Source organism: Amycolatopsis sp. lyj-84 (assembly GCF_046549075.1).
Lineage (GTDB): Bacteria > Actinomycetota > Actinomycetes > Mycobacteriales > Pseudonocardiaceae > Amycolatopsis.
Genome location: NZ_JAJPWO010000010.1, coordinates 1 through 23,258 on the forward strand (window position 1 = coordinate 1; position 23,258 = coordinate 23,258).

18 protein-coding genes are annotated in these 23,258 nt (G+C 68.8%); 9 read left to right on the plus strand and 9 right to left on the minus strand.

The genetic code is table 11. The annotated features are described in order from the left end of the window. Positions 1-392 precede the first annotated feature (392 nt). The gene (locus ACLJRM_RS28085) at positions 393-791 is read left to right on the plus strand and encodes a hypothetical protein (protein ID WP_410664741.1); all 399 of its coding nucleotides are present in this window, start codon (positions 393-395) and stop codon (positions 789-791) included. A 90-nt stretch (positions 792-881) separates the two neighbouring features. Here the strand turns inward: ACLJRM_RS28085 and hrpA are convergent, their stop codons facing one another. From hrpA to ACLJRM_RS28115, 6 genes are all read right to left on the minus strand, one after another. Next, complete coding sequence (gene hrpA, locus ACLJRM_RS28090; protein WP_410664742.1) at positions 882-4,763, minus strand: ATP-dependent RNA helicase HrpA; 3,882 nt, start codon at positions 4,761-4,763, stop codon at positions 882-884. Positions 4,764-4,832: 69 nt separating this feature from the next. After that, the gene (locus ACLJRM_RS28095) at positions 4,833-5,996 is read right to left on the minus strand and encodes a lactate 2-monooxygenase (RefSeq protein ID WP_410664743.1); all 1,164 of its coding nucleotides are present in this window, start codon (positions 5,994-5,996) and stop codon (positions 4,833-4,835) included. 13 nt (positions 5,997-6,009) lie between these two features. Further along, entirely contained in the window at positions 6,010-7,227 is a 1,218-nt protein-coding gene (locus ACLJRM_RS28100; protein ID WP_101605792.1) for a cation:proton antiporter, read from the minus strand. A gap of 41 nt (positions 7,228-7,268) precedes the next feature. After that, positions 7,269-7,580 (minus strand): hypothetical protein, encoded by a 312-nt coding sequence (locus ACLJRM_RS28105; protein WP_410664744.1) that lies wholly within the window; start codon positions 7,578-7,580, stop codon positions 7,269-7,271. A gap of 49 nt (positions 7,581-7,629) precedes the next feature. Next, positions 7,630-8,190: a GNAT family N-acetyltransferase gene (locus ACLJRM_RS28110; protein ID WP_410603992.1), complete on the minus strand. Its 561-nt coding sequence runs from the start codon at positions 8,188-8,190 to the stop codon at positions 7,630-7,632. After that, the gene (locus tag ACLJRM_RS28115) at positions 8,187-9,659 is read right to left on the minus strand and encodes an APC family permease (RefSeq protein ID WP_101605789.1); all 1,473 of its coding nucleotides are present in this window, start codon (positions 9,657-9,659) and stop codon (positions 8,187-8,189) included. The genes ACLJRM_RS28110 and ACLJRM_RS28115 overlap by 4 nt, the downstream gene beginning before the upstream one ends. A gap of 202 nt (positions 9,660-9,861) precedes the next feature. Here ACLJRM_RS28115 and ACLJRM_RS28120 point away from each other — a divergent pair, with 202 nt between their 5' ends. Continuing rightward, on the plus strand, positions 9,862-10,503 hold the full coding sequence (locus ACLJRM_RS28120; protein ID WP_101605788.1) for a GOLPH3/VPS74 family protein: 642 nt from the start codon (positions 9,862-9,864) through the stop codon (positions 10,501-10,503). Between the two features lie 19 nt (positions 10,504-10,522). Continuing rightward, positions 10,523-11,704: a saccharopine dehydrogenase family protein gene (locus tag ACLJRM_RS28125; protein WP_410664745.1), complete on the plus strand. Its 1,182-nt coding sequence runs from the start codon at positions 10,523-10,525 to the stop codon at positions 11,702-11,704. A 428-nt stretch (positions 11,705-12,132) separates the two neighbouring features. Here ACLJRM_RS28125 and ACLJRM_RS28130 read toward each other — a convergent pair whose 3' ends face one another. Further along, the gene (locus ACLJRM_RS28130; RefSeq protein WP_410603986.1) at positions 12,133-13,125 is read right to left on the minus strand and encodes a PHP domain-containing protein; all 993 of its coding nucleotides are present in this window, start codon (positions 13,123-13,125) and stop codon (positions 12,133-12,135) included. A gap of 18 nt (positions 13,126-13,143) precedes the next feature. Further along, on the minus strand, positions 13,144-13,647 hold the full coding sequence (locus tag ACLJRM_RS28135; RefSeq protein ID WP_410664746.1) for a metallophosphoesterase family protein: 504 nt from the start codon (positions 13,645-13,647) through the stop codon (positions 13,144-13,146). Positions 13,648-13,935: 288 nt separating this feature from the next. Between ACLJRM_RS28135 and ACLJRM_RS28140 the strand changes: the two genes are divergently transcribed. The 3 genes from ACLJRM_RS28140 to ACLJRM_RS28150 all read left to right on the plus strand — a co-directional run bounded on the left by ACLJRM_RS28140 (position 13,936) and on the right by ACLJRM_RS28150 (position 18,436). After that, positions 13,936-15,789: a VanW family protein gene (locus ACLJRM_RS28140; protein WP_410664747.1), complete on the plus strand. Its 1,854-nt coding sequence runs from the start codon at positions 13,936-13,938 to the stop codon at positions 15,787-15,789. 81 nt (positions 15,790-15,870) lie between these two features. After that, complete coding sequence (locus tag ACLJRM_RS28145) at positions 15,871-17,082, plus strand: MFS transporter (protein ID WP_410664748.1); 1,212 nt, start codon at positions 15,871-15,873, stop codon at positions 17,080-17,082. Between the two features lie 139 nt (positions 17,083-17,221). Beyond that, complete coding sequence (locus ACLJRM_RS28150) at positions 17,222-18,436, plus strand: GGDEF domain-containing protein (RefSeq protein WP_410664749.1); 1,215 nt, start codon at positions 17,222-17,224, stop codon at positions 18,434-18,436. A gap of 80 nt (positions 18,437-18,516) precedes the next feature. On the opposite strand, the gene ACLJRM_RS28155 is transcribed toward ACLJRM_RS28150, so the two are convergent. Further along, the gene (locus tag ACLJRM_RS28155; RefSeq protein ID WP_410664750.1) at positions 18,517-19,869 is read right to left on the minus strand and encodes a TrpB-like pyridoxal phosphate-dependent enzyme; all 1,353 of its coding nucleotides are present in this window, start codon (positions 19,867-19,869) and stop codon (positions 18,517-18,519) included. Positions 19,870-19,943: 74 nt separating this feature from the next. Here ACLJRM_RS28155 and ACLJRM_RS28160 point away from each other — a divergent pair, with 74 nt between their 5' ends. The 3 genes from ACLJRM_RS28160 (at position 19,944) to ACLJRM_RS28170 (ending at position 23,258) form a co-directional block, all read left to right on the plus strand. Then, positions 19,944-20,828 (plus strand): arginase family protein, encoded by an 885-nt coding sequence (locus tag ACLJRM_RS28160; protein ID WP_410664751.1) that lies wholly within the window; start codon positions 19,944-19,946, stop codon positions 20,826-20,828. After that, positions 20,825-21,520, plus strand: coding sequence for a dienelactone hydrolase family protein (locus ACLJRM_RS28165; RefSeq protein WP_410664752.1), 696 nt, complete (start codon positions 20,825-20,827; stop codon positions 21,518-21,520). The genes ACLJRM_RS28160 and ACLJRM_RS28165 overlap by 4 nt, the downstream gene beginning before the upstream one ends. Positions 21,521-22,463: 943 nt before the next feature. Continuing rightward, the gene (locus tag ACLJRM_RS28170; RefSeq protein ID WP_101605779.1) at positions 22,464-23,258 is read left to right on the plus strand and encodes a PIG-L family deacetylase; all 795 of its coding nucleotides are present in this window, start codon (positions 22,464-22,466) and stop codon (positions 23,256-23,258) included.

Sequence of the window (23,258 nt, forward strand, 5' to 3'; positions counted from 1 at the left end):
GTCCACAGTGAACGGACTGGCGCCCGGTGTGTTCGGGCGGCGATCATACGTGCTCAGAGACGGATCACGTCGCGAAAGCCACTTTCGGGACATCAGACGTCCCGAAAGTGGCTTTCGCGACACGGCCACTCGGCATCGGACGCGGCGAAGGACCCCTTCATCCCGTCACCGGCCCCGCCGCGAACACGCCACCTTTGCCCTGCCACTCGACAATCCGAACGCCACTCACGACCCACGAATCCACAACTTGCTCAATGACCACATAGAGTACGAACCGACCCTGTCGTTATCGGATTCATCACTTTCAGTAGACCGTGGCAGGCTGATCGGCAGGACCAAATAGACCGGCCAGCGCTATCGATCGACACCGGTCACTGGGTAAGTTCCGACGAATGGCGAAACGGACGACGAAGAAGAAGCTGGCGAGTCTCTGGGGATATCTTCTGCTGACCGCCGTGGCGTGCTTCTGGTTCATCCCTTCCATCGGCCTCGGCGCGATCGCGATCCTTTCCGGATTCGTAGTGCTCTACTGCTTGTTCCAAGCGCCGATGTGGTGCTGCGCCGAAACACGGAATGACAAGCCCTGCCGCAATAACGCCTACGGAATCCTTCTCGGTTGCCATATTCGACAACACAAATGGCAGAAACTCACGATGGCGATCAAGCAGCAGTACTGGAGCAAGTTGACGAAACGAGTGTTCAGCAGCGTCGGCGGCCAGGCTGCCACCTTCTCGGCTTTCGCCGCCATGCTCTCCGCGTCTGCCGCGACCATGACCCTGATCGTCAAGTGAGCTGAAGGGGCCTTTCCCCGCGTCCTATGCAGTGAAAGCGTCCTTCACCGCGTCACATGCGGGGAAAGGCCCCTTCAGCCCCTGGCGTGATCAGGTGGCGGCGTCGTCCAGCGCCTTGATGACCCGCTTCAGCGAGACCGGATGGGCCGTCCCGAGTGTCTGGGCGAAGAAGCTGACCCGCAGTTCCTCGATCATCCACCGGATCTCCCGCAGCGCGGGTGACGACGTCCCCGGCGGCACCGCGTCGAGCGCGGTCTGATACTCGTTGCGGAGCCACGCGATGTCGCCGGTGCGCTGGAGGTCGCGGGTCGGCTCGGTCGGGAGTTTCTCCAGCCGCCGTTCGATCCCGCGCAGGTACCGGACGACGTGCTTGAGCCTGCTCTGCCCGGTCTCGGTGACGAAACCCTTGTGCACCAGCCCGTCCAGCTGCGCCCGGATGTCCGCGAGCGAATCCGCCGGGCCGCGGGTGTCGGCCAGCCGCGTTTCGACGTCGTTCGCCGCGCGCAGGATCTTTTCGACGTTGGTCAGCACGTCCAGCACCCCGGCGTTCAGCCCGGCGCGCACCTTTTCCTGCAGGACGGCGAAACCGGCCTCGTCCCAGCGCGGACCGCCGTTGTCGGCCACGAGTTCGTCGACGGCGCAGTCGACACAGTCTTCGAGCAACGCCGCCACCGAACCGTGCGGGTTCCGGTTCAGCACGAGCTTCGACGAATTGCCCAGGTTGCGGGTGATGAACTTCATCGGCGACGGCAGGTTCAGCCGCAGCATCCGCCGCGTACCCGCCCACATCGACTGTTCCTGCTGCCCCGGCGTGTCCAGCAGCCGCACCGCCACGGTGCCGCCCTCGTCGACCAGCGCCGGATACGCCTTGACGTCGTGCCCGCGCTGCTTGCTCGCGAACACCTTCGGCAGCTCGCCGAACGCGGGCGTCGTCAGGCCTTGGCGCTCGATGCTGTCGGCGGCCTTGGAGATCGTCGCGCGCACCTGGCCGCTCAAATCCCGTTTGAGCGCCTCGATGTCCTTGCCCTCGGACACCTTCTTCCCGCGGACGTCGACCACGCGGAAGGTCATCTTCAAATGCTCGGGTACCGCCGAAAGCTGCCAGGCGTCGTCGGGGATCACCGCCCCGCGCAAGGCCTCCAGCTCGTCGGCGGCGGCGTGCAGCAGCGGCCCGTCGGCCGGGCCGACCCGGGACAGCACCAGTTTCGCGTGATCGGGCGCCGGGACGAAGTTGCGCCGGATCGCCTTGGGCAGCGACTTGATCAGCTGCGTCACCAGTTCTTCGCGCAGGCCGGGGACCTGCCAGTCGAAGCCGTCCGGGGTGACCTGGTTCAGCACGGGCAGCGGGATGTGCACGGTGACACCGTCGGCGTCCGCACCCGGCTCGAACTGGTACGTGAGCTTGAAGGTCTGCGTGCCCTGGGTCCAGAAGTCGGGGTAGTCGGCCTCGCGCACGCCACCCGCGGTCTCGTTGATGAGCATCGTCTTCTCAAAGCTCAGCAGATCGGGCTCGGTGTGCCGCGCCTTCTTCCACCAGCTGTCGAAATGCCGCGCGGAGACGACGTCCGCCGGGACGCGCTGCTCGTAGAAGTCGAACAGCGTCTCGTCGTCGACCAGGATGTCTCGGCGGCGGGCCCGGTTCTCCAGATCCTCGACCTCGTCGAGCAGCGCGCGGTTCTCGCGGAAGAAGTGGTGCCTGGTCTCCCAGTCGCCTTCCACCAGCGCGTGCCGGATGAACAGCTCGCGGCTCATCTCCGGGTCGATCCGGCCGTAGTTGACGCGGCGGTCGGCGACCAGCGGGACGCCGTACAGCGTCACCTTCTCCAGCGCCATCACCGCGCCCTGCTTGCGCTCCCAGTGCGGCTCGGAATAGTTCCGCTTCACCACGTGCCCGGCGAGCGGCTCGACCCATTCCGGTTCGATCCGCGCGTTGACCCGGCCCCACAGGCGCGACGTCTCGACCAGTTCGGCCGACATCACGAACCGCGGCTGCTTCTTGAACAGCGCCGAACCCGGGAACACCGAGAACCGCGCCCCGCGCGCGCCGAGGTAGTCGCCCTTGGCCGGATCCTTGAGCCCCACATGCGACAACAGCCCGGCGATCAGCGACGTGTGCACACGTTGCGGATCGGCCGGGCCGGTGGTCTCGAGGGTGATGCCGAGCGGTTTGGCCAGCTGACGAAGCTGACTGAAGATGTCCTGCCATTCGCGGATGCGCAGGTAGTTCAGGTACTCGTTGCGGCACAACCGGCGGAACTGGTTGGTGGACAACGCCTTCTGCTGCTCGCTGACGTACTCCCACAGGTTCAGGTACGCCAGGAAGTCGGACGTCTTGTCGGCGAACCGCGCGTGCTGCTCGTCCGCCGCCTGCTGCTTCTCCGCCGGCCGCTCACGGGGGTCCTGAATGGACAGTGCGGCGGCGATGATCATCACTTCGCGGACACAGCCGTTGCGCGAGGCCTCCAGGACCATCCGCGCCATCCGCGGGTCGACCGGGAGCAGAGCGAGCTTGCGGCCGGTCTCGGTGAGCTTCTTGCCGTCGCTCATGTCGAAGGCGCCGAGTTCCTGCAGCAATTGGACGCCGTCGGTGACCTGGCGGCGATCCGGCGGCTCCACGAAGGGGAACGCCGCGATGTCGCCGAGCCCGAGCGAGGTCATCTGCAGGATGACCGACGCGAGGTTGGTCCGCAGGATCTCCGGATCGGTGAACTCGGGCCGCGCGTCGAAATCGTCTTCGGAGTACAGGCGGATGCAGATACCGTCGGAGGTACGCCCGCACCGGCCCTTGCGCTGGTTCGCCGACGCCTGCGAGACGGGCTCGATCGGCAGGCGCTGCACCTTGGTGCGATGGCTGTAGCGCGAGATCCGGGCGGTGCCCGGGTCGACGACGTACTTGATGCCCGGCACGGTCAGCGACGTCTCGGCGACGTTGGTGGCGAGCACGACGCGGCGCCCGGTGTGCCGCTGGAACACCCGATGCTGGTCCGACGACGAGAGCCGGGCGTACAGCGGGAGGATCTCGGTGTTCCTGAGGTCCTGCTTGGACAGTGCGTCCGCCGCGTCCCGGATCTCCCGCTCCCCGGAGAGGAACACCAGGATGTCTCCGGGGCCTTCGTGCTGGAGTTCGTCGACGGCGTCGCAGATGGCCTGCGTCTGGTCGCGGTCCTGATCGGCGTCGGGGTCGTCGGGGTCGATGATCGGCCGGTAGCGGACCTCGACCGGATACGTCCGGCCGGAGACCTCGACGATCGGCGCGTCGCCGAAGTGCTGGGAGAACCGTTCCGGGTCGATCGTCGCCGAAGTGATGATCACCTTGAGGTCGGGTCGGCGCGGCAGAAGCTGTTTGACGTAGCCGAGGATGAAGTCGATGTTGAGGCTGCGCTCGTGCGCCTCGTCGATGATCAGCGTGTCGTACTGCCGCAGCATCCGGTCGGTCTGGATCTCGGCGAGCAGGATGCCGTCGGTCATCAGCTTGACCAGCGTGTCCTGACCGGACTGGTCGGTGAACCGGACCTTGTAGCCGACGGCCTCGCCGAGTTCGGTGTTCAGTTCCGAGGCGATACGGTCGGCGACCGTGCGCGCGGCCAGCCGTCTCGGCTGCGTGTGCCCGATCTGGCCCCGGATCCCGCGGCCGAGTTCGAGACAGATCTTCGGCAGCTGGGTCGTCTTCCCGGACCCGGTCTCGCCGGCGACGATCACCACCTGATGGTCGCGGATGGCGGCGGCGATCTCGTCCTTGCGCTGGCTGACGGGCAGCTCTTCGGGGAACGAGATCCTCGGGACGCCGTCGCGGCGGCGGGTGACCCGCAGTTCCGCGGCCTCGATGTCGGCCTCGATCCGGGCGGCGAGGTCCTCGGCGTTCCGCGCTTTCCGGGCACCGTCGAGCCGGCGCCGGAGGCGGTGCTCGTCGCGCGACATGAGTTCGGGCAGGCGAGCGCGCAGGGCGCCGAGCGGGGAAGTTGTGGAAGCCATGACCGGCACCAGGATAGCCGTGCGTGACGATCAGGGCTTCCGAATATGCCGGAGGCGACATCCAGCTGGTCAGGACCGGGTGAGCGACCCCGGCGTGAGGTCGGCGAGGGTGCGGTGACCGGACAGGCCCATGGTCAGGTCGAGGTCGGCGAGCAGGCTCCGCAGCACGTGCCGGACGCCGTCCTCCCCCGCGTGCGCGAGCCCGTACACCCACGGCCGTCCGACCAGGACGGCCTTCGCCCCGAGCGCGAGCGCCTTGGCGATGTCGGCGCCGGTGCGGATGCCGGAGTCGAACAGCACTTCGAGCCGGTCGCCGACCGCGGCCACGATCTCCGGGAGCACGTCGAGCGAGCCGACGGCGCCGTCGACCTGGCGTCCGCCGTGGTTGGACACGACGATCCCGTCCATCCCCGCTTCGACGGCGCGACGCGCGTCGTCGGGGTGCTGGATCCCCTTGAGCACGATCGGGCCGTCCCAGTGCTCGCGCAGGAACGGCAGCCGGTCCCACGTGCTGTCAGTGCCGGTGATCATCGAGATCCACCGCAGGATCGCGGTGGGCGCGTCCTCTTCGGGCGTCTTCTCCAGGAGGCCGCGGAACACCGGGTCGCTCAGCGGGACACCGAGGCCCTCGCCCTTGATGAACGGCAGGTACGCGTGGTCGAGGTCGTTCGGGCGCCACGCGAGGGTCCAGGTGTCGAGCGTGACCACGAGCGTGGTGAACCCCGCGGCCTTCGCCCGCGCCAGGATGCTCGCGCAGACGTCGTTGTCGGTCGGCCAGTACAGCTGGAACCAGCGCGGCCCGTCACCACTGGCCTCGGCGACGTCCTCGATGCTCGTCGAGGACGCCGTCGACATGATGTAGGGCAGGCCGACCGACGCCGCCGCCCGCGCGGCCGCCGGCTCGGCGCCCTCGTGCACGATCGACTGGACGCCGACCGGCGCCAGCAGCACCGGCGCCGGCAGGCTGGTCCCCAGGACCGTCGTCGACAGGTCGCGGTCGGTCGAACCGGTCATCATCCGGGGCACCAGGCGCCAGCGGTCGAACGCCTCGCGGTTGGCGCGCGCGGTGGCGCCCGAACCGGCCGAGCCCGCGACGTACCAGAACGGCCCGGGCTCCAGGATCTCCCGCGCCGAGTCCTCCAGCTTCGTGGCGTCGGTGGAGCACGGCGGGAAGATCCCGCCGAGCCCCTGCAGGTAGATCTCGTTCTGGTAGCCGCCGAACCGTTCGGTCACCCAGGCCTCCTCGTCACGTCGCCCGTGCCACCTCTTCGCGGCCTCGGCGGGTCGAACCCCTCCGGACGATACTCGCCGGTAGCAACCAGGTGAGTTTCTCGGAGCGGATGACCGCGACTGGACCGATCACGGCCAGCAGGAGGACATAGCCCGCGACGAACGGCGCGACCCGCGAATCCAGCCCGGCGGCGGTCGCCATCGCGGCGAGCACCAGCGAGAACTCACCGCGGGTGAGCACGGTCAGCCCGATGTTCACCCCGGCCTGGCGGTCGAACCCGTGCAGCCGCGCGGCCAGCGCGCCCGCGCCGAGGTTCAGCACGATCGTCAGGGCCACGGCGATCAGCACCGGCACGACCACCGAACCGACCGCGTTCGGGTCGATGCTGAGCCCGAAGATGAAGAAGAACAGCGCGCCGAACGCGTCCCGCAGCGGAAGCACCAGTTTGTGGATCCGCGGCGCGACCTTGGAGCCGCCGAGCATCATGCCGACCATGAACGCGCCGATGGCATCGGACACCCCGACCTCTTCGGCCACGGCGGCGCCCATGACAGCGACACCGACGAAGCAGACGGTCAGGAGCTCGTCGTCGGCCGAACCGAACAGCTTCGACACCACGCGGCCGCCCCAGCGGGCGAGCGCGGCCATCACGATCAGGAACGCGAAGGCCTTGCCGAAGTCGGCCGCGGCCGAGCCGAACGTCCCGGCACCGGACAGCACCGGCTGCAGCAACGCCAGGTACAGCGCGAGGAACAGGTCCTCGATCACGATGATGCCCATGATCAGCCGGGATTCGGGGTTGTTCATCCGGCGCGCTTCGAGCAGGAGTTTGGTGACGATCGCGGACGACGAGATACCGATGGCACCGGCGATGACCAGCGCTTCCCTGGTCCCCCAGCCGAGCAGGAAGCCGAAGGCGAGCCCGCCGCCGATGTTGAGGATCAGGTAGATCAGCCCGGACCAGACGAGTTTGCGCCCGCCTTTGGCGAGGTCGTCGAGGGAGAACTCGAGGCCGAGGTAGAACAGGAGGAAGACGAGACCGAGACCAGCGAGCACACCGAGCTCGCTCGGATCGTCCACAAGGGACAGTCCGGGAGTGTTGGGGCCGAAGACGAATCCGGCCAGCATGAACAGGGGGATGGTGGGCAGCCCGATGCGGGCGCCGGCTCTGGCGATGACACCGGCGGCGAGGAACGCCCCGCCGACGGCCAGCAAGGCATGACCGGAACTCATGGAGACCTCCGATGGTGGCTGATGCGGCTATGGGGACCGGATCAGCGCGGAGGTGCGCGCGCGGGCGCCTGGGGCACCGCACGGCTGATGACGACGGATTCGCCCTGCTCAGGGGCGGGTCCGGCATCGAGGAGCTCGACGGTCGCCGTCTCGGCGGGCACGTCGGCGAGAGGAACGGCTTGGCCGCCGTGGAAGGCGGGCAGAGGATGGGTCGCGAAGACGGCGACGGGGTCTTCCTTCGCCACGCGGCCGTGCCCGTGGGGAACGGTGGGCGTGACGAAGGCGAAGGCGAGCAAGATCAGCAGAAAGAAGACGGAACGGTGCCGTGGGGCGGGGGCACGGTTCTTCGTCATCTGACCGCCACTTTACCAGTCCTTTATAGACAAATCGACGAGAGATCTGTCACGGGTCCCGCCACATGGGCAGCATCGGTGGCCCTCCCTCGGCCGAGAAAGCCCGGCCGTGATCACGGAAACCCAATCGCCGGTACAGGTTCGCGCTCTCCTGGCTGCTGGCCTCCAGGTACGCGGGCACCGCGCCGTTGCGGTCGAATCCGTGCCGAAGGAGCCGTGCGCCGATCCCCTGGCGCTGAGCCCTCTTGCGGACGCCGATGAACTGCGCGTGGTGGTACTCGCCGCCGGGAGCGTGCTTCTCCATCAACTCGGACAACGCGGCGAGCCTGCCCAGTTCTTCCCCGGTGAGCCCGGCGAACGCGTCACCGTCCATGTCCTCCTCGCCGCCGGGCGTCCAGAGGACGGCGGCGGACAGGTCGCCTGTGACGTCGACGTGGCCGCCCGCGGCCAGCGTCCCGCGCATGATCGCGCGATGAAAGATCGGCAACGCCACCGCGCGGCGCTCGTCGCCGGGAAAGACCCACACGCTGACCGGGTCTTCGTGGAAGGCCTCGGACAGCACGTCGACCACAGTGTCCATTTCGGACGGTTCGGCGGCGCGCACGATCATCGTCCGGACCTCAGCCGGGTGGGTTCTTCCTCGTCTTCGAGCGGGCCGCCGATCGCGGCGTACGTCTCGGGATCCCTGGTCCGCAGCACTTCCGCACGCAGGAAACCCACCAACGCCGCGAGGACGATCAGGCCGGGCAGGCCCCAGCGCAACAGGAAAGTCCCCGCCGGCCCGAGCAGCAGATCGAAGTTGATCAGGATCAGCCCGAGGACGGACGACAACGCGAGGATCGCCAGCCCCGGCGCGATCCAGCGGCGCCAGGCGTTTTCGGCGTCGCGGCGCCGTTTGAAAAAGCCGATCACCGAAAGCGAGACGGCGATCATGATCACCACGACACCGGTCGACGCCGTCGCGCCGAGCCACGTGAACAGTTCCGTCACCGGGTCGCGCTGCGCGATCGCGAACAACGACACCACCACCAGCCCGAGCGCGGTCTGCGCGAGCGAACCGGCCACCGGGGCGCCGGTGCGCTTGCTGGTCTTGGCCAGCGAACGCGGCAGCAGCCCCTCCCGGCCCAGCGCGAAGAAATACCGCGCGACGGCGTTGTGGAAGCTCAGCAGCGCCGCGCATTGACCGGTCACGAAAAGCGTGTACGCGATGTCGGAGAACGTGCCTCCGAGATGCTGGCCCGCCAGATTGAACAGCAAATCCGGGCCCTGTGCGGCCGCGGTGGTGACGATGACGTCGGGTCCGGCGCCCACGGCCAGCGCGAGCGACGAGACGACGTAGAGCACCGCCGTGAGACCGATCGCGGCGAACGTCGCCCGGCCGACCGTGCGGCTGGGTTCGCGAGTCTCCTCGCCGTAGGTCGCCGCGCCCTCGAAGCCGATGAACGCGGCGGCGGAGAACGCGAACACCGCGCCCACACCGGTGGTGAACAGGCTCGACGGCTCCAGCGGCACCCAGGAAACGCTTCCTCCCGCGGGATTCGCGAACAGCGCGATGTCGACGATCGCGACGACGGCGACCTCGAGGCACAACGCCACCCCGAGCACCTTGGCGTTGAGATCGACCCGCAGGACCCCGAGCGCGCCGACGATCACCACCATCACCAGCGCGCACAGCCACCACGGCGGCGGGGACCCGGTGAGCGTGCCGAGCCAGGTCGACACCGACCAGCCGAACAGGCCGTAGATGCTGATCTGGATGGCGTTGTAGCTGATCAGCGTGACGAACGCGATCCCGGCGCCGGTGGATTTGCCGACACCGTTGGCGACATAGGGATAGAAGGCGCCCGCGTTGGTGATGTAGCGGCTCATCGCCGCGTACCCCACCGCGAACAGCCCCAGGATCGGAGCGAGCAGGAGGAACGACAGCGGGACACCGACACTGCCGGTGACCGCGTAGTTCGTCGGGACCCCGCCCGCGATGGCGAACAGCGGACCTGCCGCCGCCACCACGAAGAAGACGATCTGGGCGGCTCCGAGCCGCCGATGGCCGAGACCGCGCCGCGGTCTGTGCGTACCCATGAACCCGTCCCCCCGGACGTCGGTTTGGCGGCGAACGCGTTCGATCCGCGTTCTTGATCTTGTCAAAGCCATCCCACCCTAGGGCCGGGCAACCCGGCTAGGTACGTCCGTTCAGGCTAAAAACGGACCTCGGGTCGCAGTGGTCCACCGGCTACCGCTACTTTGGCCGTCCCGCACTACAACGCCGGAGGGCGTGCCATTCATGCGTCGGCTGACGTTGGTCGATTCCCTGTTCTTCCTCGCCCACGACGAGTTCACCGGAAAACCCGCGCTGCGCCGCACGGGACTCGGCATCGGAATGGCCGGTTCCGCGCTCTGCGATCTCCTCCTCGCCGAGCGGATCACCGTGGAACGCAAGCGAATCCGGCCACTGACGCGGCGAGGCCTCGCCCATCCCGCACTCGATCGGGTGTTCTCGGAAATCCTCGGCGAGCGCGAGTGGCACACCGTCCGGGAATGGGTCGACCACCTCCGCCAGGATCTCGGGGAAACGGTCGCGAACAATCTGCTCACCGCGGGAGTGATCAACCGCGAGACCGACCGTGTGCTCATGCGAAAAAATCACCGGTACCCGCCGCGGGATCTGCTGATGTCGACGGCCGCTCGCAGCAAGGCGAGGGCCGCGGTACTCGGTACCGACCGGCCGGATCCGCATTCGGTCTGCCTGGCCCTGCTGGCCTGGACCATCGGTCTCGACGATCTCTGCGAACCGGAACTCGACCGCGCCGGCCTGCGGGCCTGGGCCGAGGCCACGCACCGGGAGCTCCCGAGGGCGCTCGCCGAGCTGATCTCGGGAGTGGACGCGGTGGGGGCCGCGGTCGTCTACACCGGCGACAGGCGGTGACCGGCGGTAGGGTGACGCCATGCCCACCGGCCGTGATCACGACGTCGTGCTGTTCGGCGCCACCGGGTTCACCGGTGGCCTGACAGCGGAGTACCTCGCGCGCGCCGCGCCACCCGGCCTGCGCCTCGCCTTGGCCGGACGCGATCCCGGCAAGCTGGAAGCGTTGCGGGAAAAGCTTTTCTCGGTCAACCCGGACTTCGGCGCTCTGCCACTGCTGCGGGCCGACGTCTCCGATGTGGACTCGCTGCGGAAGGTCGCGGAATCCACGAAGATCGTCGCCACCACGGTCGGCCCGTATGTCCACTACGGGGAGCCGTTGGTCGCCGCGTGTGCCGACGCCGGGACCGACTACGCGGATCTGTGCGGCGAGCCCGAGTTCGTCGACAGGATGTACGTCGCCCACCACGCCCGCGCGGCCGAGACGGGCGCGCGGCTGGTGCACGCGTGCGGTTTCGATTCGATCCCGCACGACCTCGGCGTCCTCTTCACGGTTTCCCGGCTGCCCCAAGGGAAACCGATCCGGATCGACGGCTACGTGCGCGCGGGCGCGCTCCCGTCGGGCGGCACGTTCCTTTCCGCGCTGACCGCGTTTTCCCGGCTGCCTTCGAGTTTCCGCGCCGCCAGGGATCGCGCCGCGGCCGAACCGCGGCCGGTGGACCGCCGGGCGCGTGCCCCGCTCGGCACCCCGCATCGCAGCCCCGACGGTTTCTGGGCGGTACCGCTGCCGACCATCGACCCGATGATCGTCGAACGCTCCGCCGCCGCGCTCCCCGCGTACGGCCCCGACTTCACGTACCGGCATTACGCGGCGGTCAAACGGCTTCCGATGGTGGCCGCCGGTGCCGCCGGGTTGGGTCTCGTCTTCGGCGCCGCCCAGATCCCGCCCGCGCGGCGGGCGCTGTCGAAGCTGCTGAAGCCCGGCGGCGGCCCGGACGAGGCCAGGCGGGCCCGGTCCTGGTTCTCCGTGCGGTTCCACGCCGAGAGCGGCGGTGAGCGCGTCGTGACCGAGGTGTCCGGCGGCGATCCGGGCTACGGCGAGACCGCGAAGATGCTCGGCGAATCCGCCCTTTGCCTGGCGCTGGACGACCTGCCCGTGACGGCCGGGCAGGTGACCACGGCGAGCGCGATGGGGCAGGCGCTGATCGACAGGCTGAGCGATGCCGGCCTGCGCTTCGCGACCCTGCCCCACCGCGCTGCCTGACGGGGGCTCCGCCCTATCCGCGCCGCCGGGACACCCGGGCCGCCATCCTTTATTGAGGAGAAGGGCAAACGTGTCGTGTTCGCGGTCGGGTCGCGCCGAGCCTCCAGCGTCGCGGATCTGGCCGTCCGACGAGAGCCGGCCCCACCCTGACTGTCTACAAAGGACACCTTTTGCGAGTAAATGTCTGATTGATGCCTATTTGCACGCTTTGCGAGCGGGGTCGTGAGTGGCAATGCGCGTTCTAACCCTCTTTGCCACTCACGACCCCCCTCGAAAACCGCACGTACAGCCATCAACCGGACATTCAGCCGTCAGAGAGTGCCCCCGTGACACTTGAGGAAGCCTTGAAGCCAGCGAAGGAGTCCTTCATCGCAGAGGCTCGGTCACGCCACCTTTGACTTACCCCTCAATAGAACCGTCCTGGCCACTCACGAGGCCAGCAGGTCCTCGGCGGTCCGCGTGTTGATCACCCGGTCCGGCTCGATCCCCAGCTCGGTGGCCCGAACGCAGCCGTAAACCAGCCAGTCCAGCTGGCCCGGCGCGTGAGCGTCACTGTCGATCGCGAACTCGCAGCCCAGGTCCACGGCCAGGTTCAGCAGCCGCGTCGGCGGATCCCGGCGCTCGGGACGCGAGTTGATCTCGACGGCGACCCCGTTGTCCCGGCACGCGGTGAACACCGCCTCCGCGTCGAACTCCGACTCGGGCCGCTTCCCGCGCGCCCCCATCACCAGCCGCCCGGTGCAGTGCCCCAGCACCCGCACCCGCGGGTGCTGCACGGCCGCGAGCATCCGCGGCGTCATCTCCTTCGCGGGCATCCGCAGTTTCGAATGCACGCTCGCGACGACGAAGTCCAATTGCTCCAACAGGTCTTCCTCTTGGTCCAACGTGCCGTCGAGGTGGATGTCGACCTCGATGCCGTGCAGGATCCGGAACGGCGCCATCGTCTCGTTCAGTTCCGCGACGACGTCCATCTGCCGCCGCAGCCGTTCGGGCGAGAGGCCGTTGGCGACGGTCAGCCGCGGCGAGTGATCCGTCAGCACCATCCATTCGTGCCCGAGCGTGCGGGCGGCCTCGGCCATCTCCTCGATCGGGCTCCCGCCGTCGGACCAGTCCGAATGGGTGTGGCAGTCGCCGCGCAACGCCGCCCGCATCGGACCGCCGTCGGGCAGCTTCGGCTCGCCGAGCTTCTCGAAGTACGCGGGACGACGCCCGGCGAGGACGTCTTCGACGACGGCCGCGGTCGCCTTGCCGATATTCGGCAACGCGGTCAGCGTCCCGGCCTCGGCACGTTTGCGCAGGTCGTCCGGCTTGACCTTGGCGATCACCGAGGCCGCCTGCCGGAAGGCGCGCACCCGGTAGGTCGGCTCGCCCGCGCGCTCCAGCCGGAACGCGATCTCCCTCAACGCCTGCGCCGGTTCCATGGCTACCTGTCTACCCCGTCAGCGGCGAAGAGGCAGCTCATGCAGAGCGACGTCGCACAGTTCGCCGTCGCGGATCTCGGCGGTCTGATACGTGCAGAACGGCTGACGGCGCCGATCGGTCGGCGAGCCGGGGTTCAGCAGCCGCAGCCCCTTCGGCGTGACCGTGTCCCAAGGGATGTGGCTGTGCCCGAAAACGAGGACGTCGGTATCCGGGAACAGTTCGTCACAGCGACGCTCGCGCCCCTGCTTGCCGCCGGTTTCGTGGATGACCGCCAGGCGGACGCCGTCGAGTTCGGCGCGCGCGACCTCGGGAAGCCGCGCCCGCAGCTCCGCGCCGTCGTTGTTGCCGTAGACCCCGATGAGCCGCTTGCTCCGGGCCTCGAGTTCGTCCAGCAGAGCGACCTCGACCCAGTCGCCGGCGTGGACGACGACGTCCGCCGCGTCGACCTCGCGCCAGACCTGATCCGGCAGCACCTTCGCCCGCGGCGGAAGGTGCGTGTCGGCGATGAGCAGCAGGCGCATCATTCGTCTCCGATCGGTGACGAGGAACTGTCCGAATTGGAGCGTCCACACTGGACCCCGCGCTCGGCGTCACCGGGGAACGAGGTTACGGCGTGTTGTGCGCCGAACACATCACGCGAGCGGACCAGGGCCGTGACTTCGACTTTCTCGCCAGAGTGAGCGAAAACCCGGAACCTGACACCCAGTGACCACCCGACGGAGTGACCGCTCACCCAACCGGGCGAGTTGCAAGCCCACAAAACGCGCCCCGTATCTTGAACGTACGTCCGGAACGCGTGGAAGGCCCGGATGTTCGATCACGACGTCCGGCGTGCTCGCCGGACCGTGGAGGGTGGAGAGTTGCCGCAGGAACCGCGCTGGCCCGAGTCCCATGCCGAGCAGACGGACATTCTCCCGGTCGTCACGCCCGGGTTCGCGGAGTCTGCCACGCCGCAGGAGCCCGCGCCACCGAAACGCCGTCGCAGCTATCGCAAGGCCGCCCTCATCGGCGGCGGCGTGTTCGGCCTGCTGGTCGTCGCGTACGCCCTCGACGTGCTGGTCTCCCAGGGCAGCGTCCCCCGCGGCGTCACCGTCGCCGGGGTCGACGTCGGCGGGATGGACCGCGCGGCCGCCGAGAAGGAGCTCAGGGGCGGCATCGAGCCGCGGCTGACCCGGCCGGTGAAGGTCGTCGCGGGCGACACCGAGGAGTCGCTGGCGCCGACGGCGGCGGGCCTCCGCCTCGACTGGCCCGCCACCCTCGACCAGGCGGGCGATCAGCCGCTGAACCCGTTCACGCGGGTCGCGTCGTTCTTCACCACCACCGAGGTCGGCGTCGTCACGCAGACCGAGGACGCCAAGCTCACTCCCGCGCTGGAGAACCTGCGCGACAAGATCGACCGCGACCCCGTCGAGGGCACCGTCCGCTTCGAGGAGGCCAGGCCGGTCGCCGTCGAACCGAAGACCGGGCAGAAGCTCGACGTCGAGGCCGCCAAGCAGACGATCCTGGACCGCTGGGCCAGCGGCGAGCCGCTCACCCTCGCGGTCACCCAGACCCCGGTCAAGGTCTCGCCGGAAGCCGTCCACGCCGCTCTCGAGCAGGTCGCGAAGCCCGCCGTGGCGGCGCCGATCGTGATCAAGGGCGAGGGCAAGGACGCGATCGTCAAGCCGGACGCCATCGCGGGCGCGCTCACCTTCGAGCCCGTCGACGGCGGCGTGCTGAACCCGAAGGTCGACAACAACAAGATCATCGAGGCCGCGGGTCCGCAGCTGAAGTCCACCGAGAAGGAGGGCAAGGACGCGCAGATCGTCTTCGAAGGCGGCAAGCCGACCGTCCAGCCCTCCGAGGACGCCAACGTCGTCGACTGGGAGCCGAGCCTGAAGCCGGTGCTCGACGTGCTCAAGCGCACCGGTGCCCGCGACCTGCCGGTGACCTACAAGAAGACCCCCGCCAAGGTGACCACCGAGCAGGCGAACCAGCTCGGCATCAAGGAGGTCGTCAGCGAGTTCAAGACCGGCGGGTTCGCCGCGGACTCGGGGACGAACATCCGGGTCGTGGCGCAGAAGGTCAACGGCGCCATCGTGAAGCCGAACGAGATGTTCAGCCTCAACGGGTTCACCGGGCCGCGCGGTGCGGCGCAGGGCTACGTCGAGGCCGGGGTCATCAAGGACGGCGCGCCCGGCCGCGAGGTAGGCGGCGGGATCTCACAGTTCGCGACCACGCTGTACAACGCCTCGTACTTCGCCGGCATGAAGGACACCGAGCACAAGGAACACAGCTACTACATCAGCCGCTACCCCGCCGCGCGCGAGGCGACGGTGTTCCAGAACCACGGCGGCGGCAGCGTGATCGACCTGAAGTTCACCAACGACGGTGACACCGGCGTCGCGATCCAGACCATCTGGTCGCCCTCGGACATCACGATCCGGCTGTGGGGCACCAAGAAGTACACCGTGGAGTCGATCCCGGGCGGCCGCACCAACCCGTCCGAGCCGCCGACGAAGCCCGGTCCCGCCGAGAACTGCAAGCCCAGCAACGGCGCGCCCGGCTTCACCACCTCGGACACCCGGGTCATCAAGGACGCCGCGAGCGGCCGCGAGGTCCGGCGCCACACCCGGAACGTGCACTACAACCCGCAGCCGAAAATCACCTGCGGTACGGAGTAATTTTCACCCGGACGCGTTCACCGAGCGCGTCCGGGGAGGTACGCTCAGTGGCCGACCCGACTGAACGGGGGTGGCCACCTCGTGACCTCGAAGGCGACCTTCCGGCAGATCCTCGCTGTCGGTGAACTGCGGGCCATCTGGTTCGCGGAACTCCAGTCCATCCTCGGCGACCAGGTGGCCAGGGTCGCCCTGTCGGTGCTGGTGTTCCAGCGGACCCAGTCGGCGACCTGGCCCGCGCTGACCTACGCGCTCACCTACCTTCCCGACCTGATCGGCGGACCGCTGCTCGGCGGCCTCGCGGACCGGTTCCCGCGCCGCGCGGTGATGGTCTGCTCCGACGTCGTCCGGGCGCTCCTGGTCGCGGTCCTCGCCATTCCCGGCATCCCGCTGCCCGTGCTCGCCGCCGTCCTGGTGGTGGTGCAGCTGGCGAACGCGCCGTTCACCGCCGCACAGGCCGCCGTCCTGCCGTCGGTGCTGAGCGGGGACTCCTACGTGCTCGGCCAGTCGTTGCTGAAGATCACCAACCAGGTCGGCCAGCTCGCCGGATTCGCACTGGGCGGCGCGGTGATCGCGGCGGTCGGGACCGGCCGGGGACTCGCGATCGACGCGGTGACGTTCGCTGTCTCCGCGATCGTCCTGCGGCTCGGTGTCCGCGCCCGGCCCGCGACGGGAGCCGCCGGACCGGCGACGTCGACCCTGAGGCGGCTTTCGGCGGGCGCCCGCACGATCTGGCACGACCGCCGGTTGCGCGCGCTGGTCGGGCTGGCGTGGCTCGCGGGGTTCGTGATCGTGCCGGAAGGGCTCGCCGTGCCCTACGCCGCGGAGATCGGCGGCGGGGCGGTGACGGCGGGTCTGCTGCTCGCCGCGCATCCGCTGGGGATCGTGCTCGGGGTGTTCGTGCTGGGCCGCCTCGTGCGTCCCGAAGTCCGGCTGCGGATGGTCGGGATACTGGCGCTGGGCGCGATCGTGCCACTCGCGGCGTTCTGGTTCCGGCCGTCGCTCCCCTACGCCGCCGGACTGCTCGTGCTGTCCGGGATGTGCGCGGCCTACCAGGTCACCGCGAGCACCACGTTCATGCGGCTGGTCCCCGACACCGAACGAGGCCAGGCGTTCGGCCTCGCCGGGTCGGGACTCATCGCCGTGCAGGGAATCGGGTTGATCGCCGGCGGCCTGCTCGTCGGCGTACTCGGTTCACCCGCGACGACGGTCTCGGTCATCGCACTCGCCGGTCTCGTAGTGGCTGTTCCGGCCACCCGGGCTTGGCGCCACGTGGCCCCTCTTCACCCCCTTTGACCGGAACCGGGTATTCACCAGTTCTGCCCGCGCATGGAGCTCACCCCCTCCGAGTCCCGATCCCGGTCACGCGTGGTGCACCCACGCCTACCCATACAGCGTAGTGACACCTAGTATCCAACCGATTACGTTCGTCACCGTGGCGCTAACGAATTGGGCGCTGTGGCGGCTGCCCAATCGAGGTTTGATCGGCTTCGTCCTCCTGGTGGACGTCGCGGCGATCGCCGGATCCGCCTGGTCTTTTCTCCTCGTCCCGTTCACCCCGGGTGACGCCCTCCCCTTCGCGATCCTGATCGCGAGCGTCGTGCTGTACACGGAATTGTCGCGGCCGGTGGAGCGAGTAAGGGAACGGTTCGCGGGCACGCCGCACATCTCGCTCGACAGTGTCTGGACCTTCGCCGCCGTGCTCCTGGTGCACCCCGGGCTCGCCGCGCTGGTCATCGCGGTGTCGTTCTTCTACCGCTGGTTCCGGGGCCAGCCGAATCCGCTGTTCCGGCGGACGTTCTCCACGTCGGCGACCGTGCTCTCGGGCTTCGCGGCCAACGCCTTCCTCGCCCGGTACGCGGTCCCGTTCGACGTCCTCCCCCGCGACCTCCGCTCGTTCGGGCTGGTGGTCGCGGCGGGCGGGGTGTTCCTGCTGGTCAACACCGTGCTGATGACGATCGCGGTGTACTACGGCACTCCGCACGAAAGGCTGAGCGAGGCGCTGGCGAAGCCGTTCGAGTACGCGCTCGAGACGGCGACGATCGCGCTCGGCATCATCGTCGCGTGGGCGCTGCGGGACTGGCCGGTGGTGCTGCTGCTGGTCGTCGGGATCACGCTGGTGCTGCACCGCGGCGTGCTGCTGCGGCAACTGAAACGGCAGGCGCGCAGCGACGCCAAGACCGGGCTGCTCAACGCCAAGGCGTGGCGCGAGGCCGCGTCCGACGAACTCGACCGCGCGCGGCGCGCGGGACGGCACACCAGCCTGCTGATGCTCGACGTCGACCGGTTCAAACTGATCAACGACCGGCACGGGCACCTGGTCGGCGACCGGTATCTCGCCGCCATCGCGGAAACGCTGCGCACCGAGGTGCGCGGCACGGATCTGGTCGGGCGGTTCGGCGGCGAGGAGTTCGTCGTCCTGCTGCCCGGTACGCCCGCCGTGCACGCCCACGCGATCGCGGAGCGGATCCGGTCGAGTATCGCGGGCCGGGCGGATGACCTGCCGGAGCACGTGACCGTGTCGATCGGGCTGGCCGACCGGCCGGGCGTGACCGACCTCGACGCGGTGATCGCCGTCGCGGACCGGGCGCTTTACGAGGCCAAGAACACCGGGCGGAACCGGACGTCGGGCTACCAAGTCACCGGCTGACACTGGGTCGCGCGCGCTATGAAAGGCCCGTTACTTGCAAATTTTGCAAGTAACGGGCCTTTCATAGCGCGCTTTGGGGGTTACGGAAGGCCGGCGAGGGACTTCTCGAGGACGGAGTCGGGCAGCGCGTTGTCGACGATGTCGCCCGCCAGGTACGCGCCGTACGCCGGGAGGTCGAGGTGCGCGTGGCCGCACAGCGCGGTCAGGATCACCTTCTCCTCACCGGTTTCCTTGCATCGCAACGCTTCCTGGATGCAGGCGGCGAGCGCGTGCGTCGGCTCGGGTGCCGGGATGATGCCCTCGGTGCGGGCGAACTGGACACCCGCGGCGAAGCAGTCCTCCTGCCCGATGGCGATCGCGTCGATGAGCCCGAGTTCGTAGATGTGCGAGATCAGCGGTGACATCCCGTGGTAGCGCAGGCCACCTGCGTGGATGGGGTCGGGAATGAAATCGTGACCGAGGGTGTGCATCTTCAGCAACGGCGTCAGCCCCGCGGTGTCCCCGAAGTCGTACGCGTACTTCCCCCGGGTGAGCGTGGGGCAGGCCGCCGGTTCGACCGCGCGGATCACCGGGTCCATCCGCCCGGCGAGTTTCTCGCGCAAGAACGGGAAGGCGAGCCCGCCGAAGTTGGAGCCGCCGCCGGTGCAGCCGACGAGCACGTCCGGGGTGTCCCCGGCCAGTTCGAACTGCTTCAGCGCCTCTTCGCCGATGATCGTCTGGTGCAGCAGCACATGGTTGAGCACGCTGCCGAGGGCGTAGCGGGTGTCCTCCGCCTGCGCCGCCTGCTCGACGGCCTCGCTGATCGCGATGCCGAGGCTCCCGGTCGACGCGGGGTCGGCGGCCAGGATCGCGCGGCCGGATTCGGTCAGCGTCGACGGGCTGGGGTGCACCGTGGCCCCGAACGTCTCCATCATCAGCTTGCGATACGGCTTCTGGTCGTACGAAGCGCGGACCTGCCACACCTCGCATTCGAGCCCGAAGGTGGCGCAGGCGAACGCGAGCGCGCTCCCCCACTGCCCGGCGCCGGTCTCCGTGGTCAGCCTGGTGACTCCCTCGGCCGCGTTGTAGAACGCCTGCGGCACGGCGGTGTTGGGCTTGTGCGAGCCGACCGGGCTGACGCCTTCGTACTTGTAGTAGATGCGGGCGGGAGTACCGAGCGCCTTCTCCAGCCGCCTCGCGCGGAACAGCGGCGACGGACGCCAGAGCCGGTAGACGTCCAGGACCTCTTCCGGGATGTCGACGTACCGTTCGGTCGTGACCTCTTGGGCGATGAGCGCCTGCGGGAACAGCGGCGCGAGATCGTCCGGGCCGATCGGCTCGCGTGTGCCCGGATGCAGGGGCGGCGGTGGTGGCTCCGGCAGATCCGGGATGACGTTGTACCACCGGGTCGGCAGGTCTGCTTCGTCGAGGATGTACTTCGTCCGCTCCGCCATTGAGCCTCCTCCGTCTCCCTTCAACCTAAAGGGACGGACGGCGCGGCACCAGGGATCGCTACTACGGTGTGGGCATGGGGAATTTCGTACTGCTCGACGCGCCGTCGAATCTCGGACTGCGTCCGCCCGCCGAAGGAGTGGTCCCGGGCTGTTACAAGGCGCCGGGCGCGCTGCGTGATCACGGCCTGCTCGCTCGATTGGGCGCGACCGACGGCGGCGTCGTCACTCCGCCGCGGTATCTGCCCGGCTGGTCGCCGGACGGCGGCGTCCGGAACGCGGCCGGTATCGCGGACTACACGGCGGCCCTCGCCGGTCGTCTCGCGAAGATCCGCGCGGACGGCGGATTTCCGGTCGTCCTCGGCGGCGACTGTTCCATCGCGCTCGCCGCGATGCTGACCCTGCGTCGCGAAGGACGCTTCGGGATCGTCTACTTCGACGGTCACGACGACTTCCGACACCTGGGCAACTCCGATTTCGTCGCCAACGTCGGCGGCGAGGCGCTCGCCGTCGTGACCGGCCGCGGCGCTCCGGAACTGGCCGATGTGGACGGCCTTTCGCCCTACGTCCGCGACGAGGACGTCCTCGTGCTCGGCGTTCGCGCGGAAGAGTCCGCCGAGGCGCGGGAAGCCGGGCTTCGCATCGTGACCAGCCAAGAGATCATGGCGTCCGGCACCGACGGCGCGCTGACCGCCGCGCGCGAGATTTTCGCGCCCTTGGACGGTTTCTGGATCCACATCGACATCGACGCCCTCGACCCGGAGTTCGTGTCCGCAGTGGACAGTCCCGATCCCGGCGGGCTCAGCCCGGACAGGCTCGTCGAACTTCTTCGCGGTCTGCTCGCGATCCCCGGCGCCGCCGGGCTGGAGCTGACCATCTTCGATCCCGACCTCGACCCCGACGGCACACAGGCCGCCCTGGTGGCGGACTGTCTCGTGCGCGCACTGGAAGGAACCCGATGACCGAGGTGACCGTCGCCGACGGCTCGTTCGACGCCCCGCTCTGGCTGCCCGAATCCGGCTCCGGCCCGGGCCTGGTGCTGATCCAGGAGATCTTCGGTCTCGACGACTATCTCAAGTCGGTCGCCGCCGACCTGGCCGCGCTCGGCTACGTCGTCGCCGTACCCGAACTGTTCTGGCGGATCGCCCCCGGCTGGTCGGCCACCCACGACGAAGCCGGCGTCTCGGCGTCGATGGAGGTCGCCGGCAAACTCGACCCGGCACGCGCGGTCACCGACGTCCTCGCGACCCTCGCGACGCTGCGCTCCCTGCCCGAAACCGACGGCCGCGCGGGCGTCTTCGGCTTCTGCCTCGGCGGCTCGATGGCCTACGCGGCCGCCGCCGAGGGCGACCCGGACGTCGCCGTGTCGTACTACGGATCGCGGGTGCCGGACCAGCTTCCCTTGCTGGACAAGATCAGTTGCCCCGTTCAGTTCCAGTTCGGCGGGGCGGATCCGTACATCCCCGTCGAAGGGGTGCGTCGCCTGGCCGACGCGGTCGCTTCTCACGACGGCGCGGAGATCCACGTCCACGAGGGCGCGGGGCACGCGTTCCACAACCATGTCGCGCCGATGTTCCACCAGCCGGAGCCGGCCGCGGCGGCCTGGGCACTGACGCTGGAATTCTTGGGGCGGGTGTTCCCTGCCCAGGCTTAGCTGGCCGGTCCGTGAAGGCCTCCTTCCCTACCCTCAGAGTAGGGAAGGAGGCCTTCACGGACCTATCGCGGTTAGCAGCGGCAAAGACCATCGTCGCGGACCGCGATACCGCAGCCGGCGCAGTAGTCGACCTTGACGAGCGCCGGCGTCGAACGGGCAACCGGTCGATGAAGCGGCTTCGCCCTGCTGGGTCGGACCTCACGACGGAGCGCTGCAATCGCCGGGGCGGTGACACCGGCGAACCCTGCCTCTGCAACCGCTTCCCTCCACTTACGGTCATTCGCGCCCGGATGAGCTCTCAGCCATTGAACGGCGAAGTTGTGCCACGGTACGGCGCCGTTGGCCCGGCGCCGCTTGTTTCCCGAAGTGCTCCGTCGGGTGTGTTCCTTGGCTCGCGCCGGTTGGCCGCCACCGGCTGTCACCTTGACGGCCGGAGGCTGGACGGCCGCAGCCGACTTGACCCGCAAGCGTGCGATCAGCTGAGTCGTCGCGTTCTTGTGGCCTGCCAGTCGCAAGGCGCGCAAACACTCACGGTTGGTTCCCTGTGGAAAGTCAGTCAGCCACTTCCTGGCGGCTGACTGCCATTTACCTCCGGAGACGGCACGTGGCAGTTTGCGCGGAGCTTCGGGCGCCGGGACCGGCTTCTTGTGCCGTGGCTGTCGCCCACTTCTCACGACGATCCACCCCTGAGCCGGTGACTCTCCGAAAACATCCGGATCCGGGATGTCGTCGTCAGGGCTGTATTCCGACCTCACCTCGCACCGATGCGCACGGTCCAGGTACCAATCGTCGATCCCCACCAAAGCCGGCCACCCTTTCCACCCCCGTTGTCCGTGTTGCTTGAGTCGTGTGAACGGCCGGATCCGCAACAAGCGGATAGTCAACTGTTACTCGGACGGGCGCACACCGGAATATGTCGGTGCCCCCGGGTAGTTTCCCCACCATGGCCACATTGGTGAGTTTTCACGCCCACCCCGACGACGAGTGCATCGTCGCGGGCGGCGTCATGCGCAAGGCCTTCGAGGAAGGCCACCGTGTCGTGCTCGTCGTCGCGACCAGGGGGGAGGTCGGCGAGGTGCCGGACGGGTTCCTCGACGACGGAGAGGAGCTGTGGCAGCGCCGCGTGCAGGAGACGCACGCTTCGGCCGAGGTGCTGGGGGCCAAGCGCGTGGAGTTCCTGGGGTACACCGACTCCGGCATGATGGGCGAGCCGCGTAACGACGTGCCCGGCACGTTCTGGCAGGCCGACGTCGAGGAGGCCGCGCAACGGCTGGCCGAGATCCTGCGCGAGGAGCAGGCCGACGTCCTGACCGTGTACGACGACAACGGCGGCTACGGGCATCCGGACCACATCCAGGTGCACCGCGTCGGCATGCGCGCGGCCGAGCTGGCGGGCACGCCGCGGGTCTACGAGGCGACGAGCAACAGTGACGAGATGCGCCGCGGGATGGAGGAGGCGGTGCGGACCGGGCAGTTGAAGGCCGAAGATCTTCCCGATTTCGACGACGGTGCGGAGTTCGGCAAGCCGGAAGCGGTGCTGACCGCGAGGGTCGATGTCCACGAGTATCTGCCCCAGAAGCGGGCCGCGATGCGCGCGCACGCCAGTCAGATCAGCGAGGACTCGTTCTTCCTCGCGATGCCCGACGAGGGTTTCGCGCAGGCGTTCGGCATCGAGTGGTTCATCCGCGCGGGCCAGGGACCGGGTATCACCGAGACCGATCTGATGGCGGGTCTCTGA

Bases quoted from the DNA above. Each gene is read 5' to 3' on its own strand.
- ACLJRM_RS28110 (WP_410603992.1), bottom strand. From the start codon at position 8,190: ATGATCGTGCGCGCCGCCGAACCGTCCGAAATGGACACTGTGGTCGAC.
- hrpA (WP_410664742.1), bottom strand. From the start codon at position 4,763: ATGGCTTCCACAACTTCCCCGCTCGGCGCCCTGCGCGCTCGCCTGCCC.
- ACLJRM_RS28135 (WP_410664746.1), bottom strand. From the start codon at position 13,647: ATGCGCCTGCTGCTCATCGCCGACACGCACCTTCCGCCGCGGGCGAAG.
- ACLJRM_RS28085 (WP_410664741.1), top strand. From the start codon at position 393: ATGGCGAAACGGACGACGAAGAAGAAGCTGGCGAGTCTCTGGGGATAT.
- ACLJRM_RS28165 (WP_410664752.1), top strand. From the start codon at position 20,825: ATGACCGAGGTGACCGTCGCCGACGGCTCGTTCGACGCCCCGCTCTGG.
- ACLJRM_RS28105 (WP_410664744.1), bottom strand. From the start codon at position 7,580: ATGACGAAGAACCGTGCCCCCGCCCCACGGCACCGTTCCGTCTTCTTT.
- ACLJRM_RS28170 (WP_101605779.1), top strand. From the start codon at position 22,464: ATGGCCACATTGGTGAGTTTTCACGCCCACCCCGACGACGAGTGCATC.
- ACLJRM_RS28100 (WP_101605792.1), bottom strand. From the start codon at position 7,227: ATGAGTTCCGGTCATGCCTTGCTGGCCGTCGGCGGGGCGTTCCTCGCC.
- ACLJRM_RS28130 (WP_410603986.1), bottom strand. From the start codon at position 13,125: ATGGAACCGGCGCAGGCGTTGAGGGAGATCGCGTTCCGGCTGGAGCGC.
- ACLJRM_RS28155 (WP_410664750.1), bottom strand. From the start codon at position 19,869: ATGGCGGAGCGGACGAAGTACATCCTCGACGAAGCAGACCTGCCGACC.
- ACLJRM_RS28115 (WP_101605789.1), bottom strand. From the start codon at position 9,659: ATGGGTACGCACAGACCGCGGCGCGGTCTCGGCCATCGGCGGCTCGGA.
- ACLJRM_RS28120 (WP_101605788.1), top strand. From the start codon at position 9,862: ATGCGTCGGCTGACGTTGGTCGATTCCCTGTTCTTCCTCGCCCACGAC.
- ACLJRM_RS28125 (WP_410664745.1), top strand. From the start codon at position 10,523: ATGCCCACCGGCCGTGATCACGACGTCGTGCTGTTCGGCGCCACCGGG.
- ACLJRM_RS28140 (WP_410664747.1), top strand. From the start codon at position 13,936: ATGTTCGATCACGACGTCCGGCGTGCTCGCCGGACCGTGGAGGGTGGA.
- ACLJRM_RS28160 (WP_410664751.1), top strand. From the start codon at position 19,944: ATGGGGAATTTCGTACTGCTCGACGCGCCGTCGAATCTCGGACTGCGT.